Source organism: Nocardiopsis sp. FIRDI 009 (assembly GCF_003386285.1).
Lineage (GTDB): Bacteria > Actinomycetota > Actinomycetes > Streptosporangiales > Streptosporangiaceae > Nocardiopsis.
The window spans coordinates 20,607-33,257 of the sequence record NZ_QPNC01000018.1; the positions used below are offsets into that span (position 1 = coordinate 20,607).

Annotated in this window: 10 protein-coding genes; 6 read left to right on the forward strand and 4 right to left on the reverse strand. The window is 73.8% G+C overall.

Annotation, left to right across the window (positions count from 1 at the left end):
• Positions 1-7: 7 nt before the first annotated feature.
• From DVR05_RS15380 to DVR05_RS15390, 3 genes are all read left to right on the forward strand, one after another.
• A complete protein-coding gene (locus DVR05_RS15380; protein ID WP_116246582.1) occupies positions 8-2,035 on the forward strand; it encodes a PhoX family phosphatase in 2,028 nt (675 codons plus the stop codon).
• Between the two features lie 122 nt (positions 2,036-2,157).
• Positions 2,158-2,967, forward strand: a complete 810-nt coding sequence (locus DVR05_RS15385; RefSeq protein WP_116246583.1) for a methyltransferase domain-containing protein — start codon at positions 2,158-2,160, stop codon at positions 2,965-2,967.
• A gap of 184 nt (positions 2,968-3,151) precedes the next feature.
• Positions 3,152-3,805: a DUF3761 domain-containing protein gene (locus DVR05_RS15390; protein ID WP_116246584.1), complete on the forward strand. Its 654-nt coding sequence runs from the start codon at positions 3,152-3,154 to the stop codon at positions 3,803-3,805.
• 41 nt (positions 3,806-3,846) lie between these two features.
• Here the strand turns inward: DVR05_RS15390 and DVR05_RS15395 are convergent, their stop codons facing one another.
• Together DVR05_RS15395 and DVR05_RS27430 are read right to left on the reverse strand one after the other, a co-directional pair.
• Positions 3,847-5,142 carry a cytochrome P450 gene (locus DVR05_RS15395; RefSeq protein ID WP_116246723.1) on the reverse strand — a complete coding sequence of 432 codons (1,296 nt, stop codon included), beginning with the start codon at positions 5,140-5,142 and terminating at the stop codon, positions 3,847-3,849.
• Positions 5,143-5,218: 76 nt separating this feature from the next.
• Complete coding sequence (locus DVR05_RS27430) at positions 5,219-5,317, reverse strand: cittilin family RiPP precursor (protein ID WP_232832161.1); 99 nt, start codon at positions 5,315-5,317, stop codon at positions 5,219-5,221.
• 369 nt (positions 5,318-5,686) lie between these two features.
• Here DVR05_RS27430 and DVR05_RS15400 point away from each other — a divergent pair, with 369 nt between their 5' ends.
• Positions 5,687-6,739 (forward strand): DUF2293 domain-containing protein, encoded by a 1,053-nt coding sequence (locus tag DVR05_RS15400; protein ID WP_116246585.1) that lies wholly within the window; start codon positions 5,687-5,689, stop codon positions 6,737-6,739.
• 19 nt (positions 6,740-6,758) lie between these two features.
• Here the strand turns inward: DVR05_RS15400 and DVR05_RS15405 are convergent, their stop codons facing one another.
• On the reverse strand, positions 6,759-9,281 hold the full coding sequence (locus DVR05_RS15405) for a PEP/pyruvate-binding domain-containing protein (protein WP_116246586.1): 2,523 nt from the start codon (positions 9,279-9,281) through the stop codon (positions 6,759-6,761).
• 271 nt (positions 9,282-9,552) lie between these two features.
• Here DVR05_RS15405 and DVR05_RS15410 point away from each other — a divergent pair, with 271 nt between their 5' ends.
• A complete protein-coding gene (locus tag DVR05_RS15410) occupies positions 9,553-10,779 on the forward strand; it encodes a sulfotransferase (RefSeq protein WP_116246587.1) in 1,227 nt (408 codons plus the stop codon).
• 3 nt (positions 10,780-10,782) lie between these two features.
• On the opposite strand, the gene DVR05_RS15415 is transcribed toward DVR05_RS15410, so the two are convergent.
• Positions 10,783-11,706, reverse strand: coding sequence for a ketopantoate reductase family protein (locus tag DVR05_RS15415; protein ID WP_198659204.1), 924 nt, complete (start codon positions 11,704-11,706; stop codon positions 10,783-10,785).
• A 257-nt stretch (positions 11,707-11,963) separates the two neighbouring features.
• Between DVR05_RS15415 and DVR05_RS15420 the strand changes: the two genes are divergently transcribed.
• Entirely contained in the window at positions 11,964-12,644 is a 681-nt protein-coding gene (locus DVR05_RS15420; protein WP_116246588.1) for a pyridoxamine 5'-phosphate oxidase family protein, read from the forward strand.
• Positions 12,645-12,651: the final 7 nt, after the last annotated feature.

A 12,651-nucleotide genomic window follows, 5' to 3' on the forward strand; every position in this document is an offset into this window, starting at 1 on the left:
AGAACGTGTGTCCGAGTCCGCGCCCCACCGCCGCGCACTGCCGTTGATCGGCCAGGTCGGAGGCGGGCGTTCCCGCGCCACGTGCAGACTGCGCTGCGGCGACGCCTGTTTCCACCCCGCCCCCAACACCAGCGACAACGCCTACTTCGGCGACATCTTCCAGAAGGTGGTCTCCCGACGCGCGGCGCTGCGCACGAGCGCGGTCACCGCCGGCGCCGGTGCGCTCGGCTTCGCCGCCCTGAACCCGGCCTTCGCCGACCGCGGTCGCGGCCCGAACCGCCCCAAGCCCAACCCCCGCGCCACGTTCCACAGCGTGCTGCCCAACAACGACGACCAGGTCACCATCCCCAAGGGCTACGACCAGCACGTCATCATCCGCTGGGGCGAGCCGGTCCTGCCCGGGGCGCCCGAGTTCGACCTGGACAACCAGACCGCCGAGGCCCAGGCGCAGCAGTTCGGCTACAACTGCGACTACGTCGGCTTCCACCAGCTGGACGACGACCGCGCCCTGCTGTGGGTCAACCACGAGTACACCAACGAGGACCTCATGTTCGCCGGGTACCCCGGCGGCGCCGAGGCCGACCTCGAACAGATCCGGACCGCCATGGCCGCGCACGGCGGCTCCCTGGTCGAGATCGAGCGCGTGGGCGGCACCGGCCAGTGGCGGCTCGCCGGCGGCGAGCGGCCCTTCAACCGCCGGATCACCGCCACCACCCCCCTGCGGATCGCGGGTCCGGCCGCCGGCCACGAGCTGCTGCGCACCGAGGCCGACCCGACCGGCACCGAGGTCCTGGGCATGCTCAACAACTGCGCGGGCGGCATGACCCCGTGGGGCACCTTCCTCAGCGCCGAGGAGAACTTCAACCAGTACTTCAACTCCGCCCCCGGTACGCCCCAGAGCAATCGGTACGGTCTGCCCACCGGCGCCTCGCGCCGCCGCTGGGACCGGGTCGACGAGCGCTTCGACCTGTCCAAGCACCCCAACGAGGCCAACCGGTTCGGCTACGTCGTCGAGATCGACCCGCTCGACCCGCAGGCCGCGCCGGTCAAGCGCACGATGCTCGGCCGCTTCAAGCACGAGGGCGCCAACACCCGCCTGACCGAGGACGGCCGCGTCGCCGTGTACATGGGCGACGACGAGCGCTTCGACTACATGTACAAGTTCGTCAGCGACGGCCGCTACGTCGAGGGGTCGCGCCGCCACAACCTCACCCTGCTCGACTCGGGCACGCTGTACGTGGCCCGGCTGGAGGGCAACAGCCCCGCCGAGGAGATCGACAACTCCGGTGAGCTGCCCTCGGACGGCGCGTTCGACGGCACCGGCCGGTGGATCCCGCTGTGCACCGCCACGGAGAGCTTCGTCGACGGGTTCAGCGTCGCCGAGGTGCTCGTGTACACCCGCCTGGCCGCCGACGCCGCGGGCGCGACCAAGATGGACCGGCCCGAGGACTTCGAGGCCAGCCCGGTCACCGGCAAGGTCTACTGCGCCCTGACCAACAACTCCGCCCGCGAGCCCGGCCAGGTCGACGAGCCCAACCCGCGCGGCCCCAACCGCTACGGGCACATCCTGGAGATCATCGAGGCCGACAACGACGCCGCCGCGACCTCCTTCACCTGGAACGTGCCCATCATCTGCGGCGACCCCGAGGACGACGACACCTACTTCGCGGGCTTCGACAAGTCCAAGGTGATGCCGATCTCCGCCCCCGACAACCTCACCTTCGACGCCCGGGGCAACCTGTGGATCTCCACGGACGGCCAGCCCGGCAGACTGGGCTACAACGACGCCCTGCACGTGGTGCCGGTCGAGGGCCGTTTCCGCGGTGAGCTCAAGACCTTCGCCACCGTCCCCGTGGACGCCGAGGCATGCGGCCCGTTCGTCACCCCGGACAACAAGACCGTCTTCCTGGCCCCGCAGCACCCCGGCGACGGCGGCACCCTGGAGGCGCCCACCAGTACCTGGCCCGACCGTGAGTTCCCGCGCCCGTCGGTGGTGTGCATCTGGCACCCCCGCGGCCGCGACGTCGGCAGGTAGCCACCGCCCCGCCGGAGACGGCGGAGCACCTCCCGGGCCCGGACACCGCACGGTCGGTGGCTGGGCCCGGCCGCGTGCGCGCACTCCTTGTGGCCGCTTCCCGTGTGCGGGGACAATGCCCCATGACCACACACCCCTCAGCCGGTGGCCCCGACCCCGTCGACGCCGACCCCGTGTCCGCCTCCACCGAGGCCACCGACCGCCTCATCGCCCGCCTCGACCGCTTCGACCGGCGGCCGGAGGCCCGGGCCCTGCGCGCCCGGATCACGGAACTGCTCGACCTCGCCCCCGGCGCCACCGTGGCCGACGTCGGCTGCGGCTCCGGCCTCGCGGTCGCCGAACTCGCCGACGCCGGGCTGACGGCGGTCGGGATCGACCCCGATCCGCGCATGCTCGCCCACGCCCGTGCCCGACGCCCCGACCTGGACCTGCGCCAGGCCGACGCCTACGCGCTGCCCCTCCCCGACGGAGCCCTGCGCGGCTACCGGGCGGAGAAGGTCTACCACGTGCTCGACGACGCGGCCCGCGCCCTGGCCGAGGCCCACCGTGCCCTGGCGCCGGGCGGCCGCCTGGTCCTGGCGGGGCAGGACTGGGACGCCTACGCCGTCGACTCCGACCACCCCGGCACGACGCGCGCGATCGTCCACGCCAGTGCCGACGGCCTGCCCGCACCGCGTGCGCCACGCCGCCAGCGGGCCCTGCTGCTGGACGCCGGGTTCGAACGGGTGCGCGTCGAGGGCCGTGTCCTGACCTTCACCGACGACGACGTCCTGGGCATGCTGCTGGGCATGGCCGAGGCCGCCGTGGCCGCCGGGGCCGTCGGCGAGGAGCGGGCCGGGGAGTGGACGGCCGACCAACAGGACCGCGCCCGGCGCGGAAGGCTGTTCGTCGCGATCCCGTTCTTCCTGGTCAGCGCGCGGAAAAGGGAATAAGCCGGGTCGTCCTTCGGCGGAGGTTCCCCATGCGCGGTGCCCTTGCGCTGACGTGTCACGCGTACCACTGGTTGACCCGCTGTCCACTTCCGGTCATAACGAGTAAAGATCTCCCAAAACCATACGTGGTGGTTACAGAAATCCGGAGAATCATGTCAAACACGGATATCTGGAGTCACCCCCCATGACCTTCCTCCCCCCACCGCCGCACATGTACGGCCCACCGCCACCGCGGAGCGGTCGCGCGGTCGCGAGTCTCGTACTGGGGATCGTCAGCCTGGTCGGCTGCTTCGCCCTCGTCGTTCCGCCGTTCATCGGTCTGCTCCTGGGATGGCTCGGGATCCGGCAGATCGACCGGGGCGAGCGCAGCGGCCGGGGGCTCGCCGTCAGCGGTCTGGTCATCAACGCCGTTGCGGTCGCGCTGACACTGCTGGCGCTGGTCGGGGCGGCCCTCGACGGCACCGAGGTGGAATCGGGTACCCCGCCCTCGGTCCGCCCGTCGGCCTCCGCGTCCGCGGTGTCCTCTCCCCCTCCTCCCTCACCCAGCCCGTCCCCGTCGCCGAGTCGCGACGACGACCGGACCGACGATGACGACGGTGGCCGGACGGCTTCCGAACCCGAGGAGGAATCGGAGCCGGAACCCGCGCCGGAGCCCGCGCCCGCGCCCGAACCGGAGGAGGAACCCGAGCCCGCGCCGGAACCCGAACCGGAGCCTCAGCACCCGGCGGGGGCCACCGCCCTGTGCGAGGACGGCACCTACAGCTACTCCGAGCACCGCCGCGGTACGTGTTCCCACCACGGCGGCGTGGCGCTGTGGATCAACCGGCCGCCGTCCTAGCCCACGGGGGAGGGCGCGGGGTCGGGATCGGTCCCCCTCCCTCACCGGGCCGGGACGGAACGCTCCCTGCGCACGACCGCCCGGACGCCCACCGGCTGGAGCGCGAGCGCCGGGCGGGGGCGGACTCCGTCGGCCCCGACCAGCTCCAACCGCACGCGCGCCCGCAACGCCGAGGCGATCACCTCGATCTCGCGCAGGGCCATGGCGGCCCCGACGCAGCCGCGCCGGCCCCCGCCGAACGGGAAGAACGCGTAGCGGTGGGCGGGACCGCCACCGTCCAACCACCGCCCAGGTCGGAAGGACGCGGGCTCGGCGAACCACCGTTCGTCCCGGTGGGTCACCCACTGGCTGAGTCCCAGCACCGTCCCGGGGGGCAGGACGTAACCTCCCGCCTCGAACGGGCGCACGGTCTCCCGGCTGATCACCCACGCGGGCGGGTACAGCCGCATGGCCTCCTTGGCGGCGGCCCCGGCGAAGTCCGTCCCCTCTCCGCCCGGGCGTCCGCCCTCGGCCACCCGCCCGTCCGCCTCGGCGTCCTCACCCAGGGCGAAGAAGAGCCAGGTCAGGGCGTCGGCCGTGGTCTCGTATCCCGACATCAGCAGCGTCGCCAGCTCGTCCCGCACCTCCGCGAACGACGGCGGCGGGTCGCTCTCCAACAACCGGCCCAGCGCCGTGGTGCCGCCGTCGGGCCGGTGCTCGTCGACCAGGTCCGCCAGCACCCGGTCCAGGGCCCGCAGCGCACGGCGCAGCTCCAGGTTGACCGGGGTCGGCACCCAGCGGGGCAGGCGCGGAGCCGAGGTCAGCCGCATGATCGCGCCCACCGCCTCAGCCAGGATCCGACCGCGCGAGTCCAGCTCACGCCCGGCGACGTGCTCGGCTCCCACCCGCATGGTCAGGTCGGACATGGCCTCGTGCACGTCGATCTCCTGGCCGTCGTGCCAGGTGTCGACCAGGCGCGCGACCGCCTCGCGCGCCGCGTGCGCCAGGTCGGTCAGCCGGCCGCTGCGGAAGGCGGGCCGCAGGCGGGCGCGCTTGCGCTCCCAGTCGACGCCCTCGCTGTTCATCGTGGCGAGCGGGAAACCCGTCCCGCCCCTGCGGCGGACGCCCGGACGGAGCTTGACGACGGTCTCGCCCCGGTCGACGAGGACACGGCCGATGTCGTCGGGGTGGGCGAGCAGGACGTTCGAGGGGGTGAGCGTGACCACGTCGCCGTGCTCGCGCGCCGCGCGGGTGAGGAACCCCAAAGGATCGAGGGCGTAGTCGGCGACGTTGGCGGTGCCGCGCCCGTCGCGCGGGCCCGGGGGAGCGGGCCCCGGGACGGTCGGGGAGGCCGTCACGTCGCGCGCCCCCGCCACGGGGCGGACCCGCGCCGCGGGGGCGACACGGGCCCGGGAAACCAGTCCACCAGGTGGCCTAGTAGTAGATGTAGGGGGCGGTCAGCCGCTTGCCGTCCACGAGTCCGAGCTTGGCGGCGATGCGGTAGGCGGCTCTCTTCACGGGGGATCCTTCCACTCGGTTCCGGACCCGTGCGGGGCCGGATACCGGCGGAATCTACACAGCGCCGGTCGGGCGGACAACGGGCGCGGAGGTGACCGCTTCCTTACCTTCGGGCGGTGTGGACATGGCGGCAGGGCACAGGTCGCCGCCCTGAGCCGCGCCGATCGGCTCGTGGTCGGCGATCGTTCAGGGAACGGGCGGTAGGACGTACACCGTGTCCACGTGTCACCCCCGCGGGTACCCACGGTGTCCGGAACGACGGGGTCGGCTGTCGACTGATGAGAACGCTGTGGGAGTCGTGCCGGGGCGTCGCGCGGCGGGGTATGTGCCCGCGGCTAGGGTGGTGCGCTGTCGGGACGGACGTGTGTGGAGGGGCGGGGCATTGTGACCGATCTGGGGACCAGGCTGGGGCGCCGGGTGGCGGCGGCCGCCGACGCGGCGGTCGCGCGGCGCGGGGCGGTGTCGGTCCTGGACACCTTCACCGCGCTGGGCTGGGTCACCGACCGGGCGGTGGACACCTGGCGGCACGGCCGGGTCGACACGCTCCAGGACCTCGTCCAGACCCCCCTGGACAAGCAGCGCGCCGCCGTCGCCCTGCTCGCGGCCTGGGCCGGGCAGCGGGGAATGGAACGGCACGAGGGCGAGTACCCGGCCGCCACGCGCGACCGCCGGGAACTGCGCTTCACCACCGGCGCCGACCCCGACGACGAACGCGGGTTCCGCGTCCACTGGGTGTCCCCGAACGCCACCGCGGCCCAGCGGGGACGGGAGGAGCGGCGGCGCGCGACGGTCCCCGACCTGGAGGTCCAGGAGGCGGACGGACCGTGGGAGTGCGCCGACTGCGGCCTGACCGGTGCGGGACCCGCGCTGGTCGAGGACGGCGCGCCGCACTGCCTGACCTGCGTCGACCTGGACCATCTGGAGTTCCTGCCCGCCGGGAACGCCACCCTGACCCGCAGGGCGAGGAAGGAGAGCGTGCTGTCGGCCGTCGTGGTGCGGTGGGTACCCTCCCGCCGCCGGTTCCGCCGCCTCGGCCTGCTCGTGGAGGAGCGCGCCCTGGTCGCGGCCGAGGAGTCGTGCCTGGCCGACGAGGACGCCCGTGCCCGCCGCCGTGAACGCGACGCCGTGCGCAGGGCCGCCCGGGACGCGGTGTTCCAGGAGCGCTTCGCCGCCGAGATCACCCGGCTCTTCCCCGGCTGCCCCGCCGACCGCGCCCGGAGGATCGCCGAGCACACGGCCGTGCGCGGCAGCGGTCGGGTGGGGCGCTCCGCCGCCGGACGCGACCTCGACCCCGGGGCGGTGCGCCGCGCGGTCGTGGCCTCCGTCCGACACGAGGACACCCCCTACGACCTGCTCCTCATGGAGGGGGTGCCCCGGGAGGAGGCCAGGGCGCGCATCGCCGACGGCATCGACCGCGTCCTGGCCGGGTGGGCCTGACCGCTCCGGCACCGACCCGCTACCCCCGCGTCCCGGACTCCCCCGCGGCCCCGTCCGCCACGGGCTCCGCCGCGGCGGAACCCTCCGGAGCCCCGGACTCCGCCGACTCCACGGTGACCGTGCCCGCCGTGCCGTCGACCGTGACCACCTGTCCGGTCCGGATCTGCCGCATGGCGTCGCGCACGCAGACCACGGCGGGGATCCCGTACTCGCGGGCCACCGTCGGGCCGTGCGCCACCGGGGATCCGGTCTCGGCCACCAACCCGGCCGCCGTCATGAACAGCGGCGTCCACCCCGGGTCGGTGGTCGGCGCGACCAGGATCTCCCCGGGCTCGACGCGCGCCCCGGACGGGTCGCGGACCACCCGGGCCCGTCCGGTGGCCCGACCCGCCGCGGCGGGCATCCCGGGCAGCGCGCCCTCCTCGGCCTCCGGGCGCGGCAGGATCGTCTCCACGTCGGTGCCGTCGGACAACAGCAGGACCGGGACGTGGGGGCGACGCACCTCCCGGTCGTGGACGGCCCGGCGTCCGGCCACCGGGGACCGATGGTCGGCCCCGTCGTGGACGGCCGCGCGCACCTCGTCCATCGTCAGGAACATGACGTCGTCGGCCCGCTCCAGCAGACCCCGCCGCACCAGGTCCGCACCGATGAGCAGGAGTTGGCGGCGCATCTCGGCGAACGGGATGAGCCAGGAGAACTTGGCGAGTTCGCGTGCTCCGGTGAGCTCACGGGACCGGCGCATCGCGAAGGAGGCGATCCGTCCGCGGACGGGCCGCCGGGCGCGTCCGCGCAGCGACAGTTCGCTGATCGTCCTGCGGGCCCGCACCGCGGCCCTGGCGAACCTGCGGTCGGGCGCCTGCTCGGGGTCCTCCACCCGCAGGTAGTTGGCGATGGCGGACAGCAGCGGGGAGGGATCCTCGGCCCAGCGCGGCATACCGATGTCGACCTCGGCGGCGGCCCGGTGACCGTACACCGCCAGGAAGTCCGCCAGCCCGATGTCGGGCAGCGCGCCCTGACGGTACATGTCGGCCAGCTCGGCCGGGTCGGTCTCCAGGAAGAGCGCGCGGTGTGCGTCCGCGTTCTCGGCCACCCGCCACAGGGCCAGGTCCATCTCCGTGGTGACGTTGTGCGGCATGCCGCCCAGGACGGCGTCGAGTTCCTCGTCGGTGGCCACGCCGTCGAGCAGCGCCGAGGGGAGCAGACCGAGGAGGATCCCGGCGAAGGTCGGCCAGGCCACGGCCATCATGGGGGCGCCCAGGACGGGGGCGTAGGCGTCCTCGCTGACGAAGGCCAACCGTTCGGCGGCGGTGGTCTCCGGGCCGGGGCGCGGCTGGCTCCGGAACTCCTCCAGCGCCCGGTCCGCCCCGGCCCTGGCCCGCGCGGGGCGGGCGATCGTCGCGGCGACGCGCGCCACGGCGGTCGGCAGCAGCCGCGCGGCGAACCGGAGAGCGGGGCCCGGGGCGAAGGGCAGACCGGGGCTGGGGGAGAAGCGGGCGTCGTCCAGGAGGTACTCGACGGCGCGCCTGACCCGCGGCCCGTAGACCTCCATCGCCCGGGGGAGCCGTGCGCGTACCGGCGCGCTGCGCATGAAATCGGTCAGGTCCAGGTACAGGCGTCCCCCCACGGGGGTGAGGATCGAGGCTCCCTCGCGTGGGCCGGCGTCGATGCCGTGGGAGGAGCACCACCTCACCCACAGGTGTGTCATGCGGTCCATCCCCATGGGGGTGAACGGACGGAGCATGCCCTGCATGTGCCCGACCTCCAGGTACAGGCGCTGACCAGGGACGCCGGCGTCCGGGGGCGTCGGGAACAGGGTGGTGATCGGCCGGGACTGGAGCAGCCACAGCACGCCGTCGGCGTCGTAGGCCCACTCCACGTCCTGCGGTGAGCCGAAGTGCTCCGCCAGCCGCCTGCCCGCCGCGCGCAGCTCCTCCAGCTGGTCGGCGGCCAGGCACCCGCCCTCGACCGCCGCGGCCGGTTCGCCGTCCACCAGGACGTGGTGGTCGGGGACGACACCGCCGTCGACCACGGCCGGGCCCGGACCGGGGGCGGCGTCCACGACCGCGCGGGAGCGGCTGCCGGTGAGCGGGTCGGCGGTGAAGAGCACCCCGGCGACCCCCGCCTCGACCATCCGCTGGACGACGACCGCCATGTGCGTGTCGGCGCGGTCGGCCCCGGCGGCCTCACGGTAGGCGACCGCGCGGTCGGAGTCCAGGGACGCCCAGCACCGGCGCACCGCCTCCACCAGTTCCTCGGTCCCGCGCACGTCGAGCAGGGTGTCCAGCTGTCCGGCGAAGCTGCTGCCGGGCAGGTCCTCGGCCGTGGCGCTGGAGCGGACGGCGACCGGGCCGCCGCCCAGGCGCTCGTAGGCGGCGGCGAGCTCGCCCTCGGGCACCGTCCCCGACACGTGCGCCTCGGCGGTCAGGCAGAAGCCCGGGGGGACCCGCTCGCCCGCCGCGATCATCTCACCGAGCCCGGCGGCCTTACCGCCCACCGTCCCGATCAGCCCTGTGTCGATCTCCTCCAGCTCGATCACGCCCATCCCGAACCCCCTCGCGGCCCTGGCGAACGGCCCCCTCGTGTGGAACGAGGTCGAAAGCGGGTCGTGCCGACCCTCGCCGAGGACACGCGCCGGGCGTGCGTGGCCGTTCGTACGCCTCGGAGCGTCGGCCGCCGTCCGGCCATCAATCTACGCCGCCTCCCGGCCGGAGGCCAGGGCCCGGAACCCGTTGAACACGGTCTTTGCGACACGTGCCACCCTGTGGTCGAATCGTCGTGCTCCACGCCGATGCCGGACGAGTGGAAGGGCCGCCGTGAACGTTCGCCCCGCGTGGTGGGTGCACCTGGTCAACACCCTGATCGCCCCGGTCGCGGGCGGGCGGCCGCGCTCCGCCGAACGCTCCTTCGGCGCCGCGATGCGCGACGCCGCGCGGCGCACCGGTCTGACCTGGCCCGCCGACGAACCCTTCCTCTCCGACCTGCGCGTCCTGCACGAGGCATGGCACGCGGTCCCCGACCTCACACCGATCGGACGGGTCAGCGTCCAGGCCGAGATCCGCCGACGGCTGCAGACGCGCCTGCGCATGCTCCACCTGCTCGACGTCCACCCCGAGTTCGCCGACGAACCGATCGACCGGCCGGTGTTCATCACCGGGCTGCCCCGGACGGGGACCACCTTCGGCCACGGCCTCCTCGCCGCGCACGCCGACGCCCGCGCCCCCATGCTGTGGGAGCTGTGGAACCCCGTTCCCGACACCGGCAGGCCCGGGGAGCGCACCCTGAGCCGACGCCGGCGCCTGGCCGCGGCGCGCGCCATGATCCGGGGGATGGACGCCATGCTCCCGGGCTTCCAGACGATCCACCCGATGCACCCGCTCGAACCGGAGGAGTGCGTCTTCGCCCTCCCGCACAGCCTGGCCCACCACGTGCGCGCGCCCGTCCCCGGCTACCGGGCCTGGTTCGGGCGGCGCGACGCCGTGCCCGACTACCGCTACCTCAGGCAGCAGCTCCAGGCGTTGCAGTGGAGGCGCCCGCGACGGCGCTGGGTGCTCAAGTCCCCACTGCACCTGCTGACCCTGGACGCGCTGCTCGACGTCTTCCCCGACGCCACGGTGGTGCTGACCGACCGCGACCCGGTGCGCGCGATGGCCTCGTGGTGCAGCCTGACCGAGGCGGGGATGCGCCTGCACTGCGCCGACGTCGACCCGCGCCGGATCGGCCGCGAGTGGCTGGAGATCTGGTCACAGGGCGCCGAACGGGCCAGGGCCGTCCGCCGCGCCCGCGGCGCCGACCGCTTCCTGGACCTGCCCTACGCCGAACTGACCTCGGACCCGGTCGCGGTGGCCGAGCGGACGTGGCGCTCCCTCGGAGCGGGGTTCGATGCCGAGTCCCGGGCCCGGACACTGCGCTACGCCCGCCGTGACCGCAGGAGGAACCCGGGCGGGCACCGGTACGGGCCGGAGCGCTACGGACTCGACCCCGACCGGGTGCGCGCCGTGTTCGGCCCCGACCCGACGGGCTCCGGGGCCGAACGCGGCTGAGGCTCAGGCGTCCCGGGTCGCCGAGTACACGCTCAGGTGGGTGTGGGCCAGGGAGAACAGGGGAGCGGGCACCCCCAGCTCGCGGGCGCGGCGGACCAGGTCGCCGACGATGTGGTCCGCCTCCACCGGGTTCCCGTGCGTCAGGTCCCAGTACAGCGTGGGGCTGGCGTCGCTCCTGGGGTCGGAGATGACCGACCGTGCCCAGTCCATGAACTTCTCGCCGGGTGCGTGCCCGGCCGCGGTGGCGATCGCGACGGCCTCGGCGGTCATCGCGGAGGTGAACTCCGCCCCGCCGGGCGCTCGGTTGATCGGACCGATGGGGCCGCGCATCAGGCAGGTGCAGGCGCCCATGGTCGCCAGGAACACCCACTTCTCCCACATGCGCCGGAGGATCTCGCCGGTGGCCGTGGCGGCGAACCCGGCGCCGTCCAGGGCCGCGTGCACGCGCTCCAGGGGCTGGACCGGGGTGTCGCAGAGCGGTCCGTAGACCAGTTCGGCCAGGTCGCCGACCCGTTCGACCTCGCCCTCCTCGCCCAGTCGGGCCTGCACCAGCCCGACCCCGCCGTAGACGCGGTCGGCGCCGAACCGCTCGACCAGGACCTCGACGTGGCGCATGCCGTTGAGGAAGGGCACCACCACCGTGCGCGGACCCACGGCGGGGGCCAGATCCTTGATCGCGGCGTCCAGCGCGTAGGACTTGACCGCGAGCACCACCAGGTCGTAGTCGGCGCCGAGCCGGTCGGCGGTGACCGTCGACACCGGGGTGGACGCCACGCTTCCGTCCAGGTCACGCACGCGCAGGCCGCGCTCGCGCAGCAGTTCGGCGCGCGCGGGCCGGACGAGGAAGTCGACGTCGCGACCGGACCGCGCCAGACACGCCCCGAAGTACCCTCCGAGCGCGCCCGCGCCCACGACCAGTATCCGCATGGTCTCTCCCACCCGATCGGCGATCAACGTCGCACAACGTATGACGATGGGATGGATCGCCGCAAGAGAGATCTTCGTCGGAAGGGCGTGGAGGGACGTCGATGGAACCAGGGGATGACCTTGGCGTATGAATCAGTTGTGTATCCGAATTAAAACAACTGATTCTATTTATTCATTGCTCTTAAGCAACAGAATCAGTAAGATCACCCGGGTAGGTTCCCCGAGGGAAGCCGTCACGGCTTCGGAAGAGCTGATCCATGCCCGCCACCCGCCACCTCCCGCCGCCGTCCGCCACTGAACGGACCCGGCACCGGCGCCTGCGCGAACAGGGCGGTACCGACCGCGCCGAATTCGACGCCATCCTCGCTGCGGGCTTCGTCTGCCACATGGGCGTCGTCGTGGACGGGAGCGTCCTGGTCGTACCCACGGTCTACGGCGCGGACGAGCGCACCCTGTACCTGCACGGGTCCGTGGCCAGCCGCAGCCTGGTCGCCGCCCCCGGCACCGAGGTCTGCGTGACGGTGACTCACGTGGACGGACTGGTGCTGGCCCGCTCGGTGTTCGAGCACGGCGTCAACTACCGCAGCGCGATGGTCTTCGGGGTCCCGCGCGTGGTGGAGGACCCGGACGAGAAGCTCACCGGTCTGCGCCTCCTCACCGAGCAGGCGGCGCCCGGTCAGTGGGGCTACGCCCGCCTGCCCAACCGCAGGGAGCTGGCCGCCACGGCATTGCTGGCGCTCCCGCTCGACGAGGTCTCGGTCAAGACCAGCTCCGGACCGCCGGAGGACGGCGACGGCCCCGACGCGGCCCTGGACGTCTGGGCGGGGGAGCTTCTGCTGCGGACGGTGTGGGGCGAGCCCGTCGCGGACCCGGCGCTGTCCCCCGGGACCGGGGTGCCCCGGCACATCGCCGCGCGCCAGGGCACAGCCCTGGGCTGAGACGGCG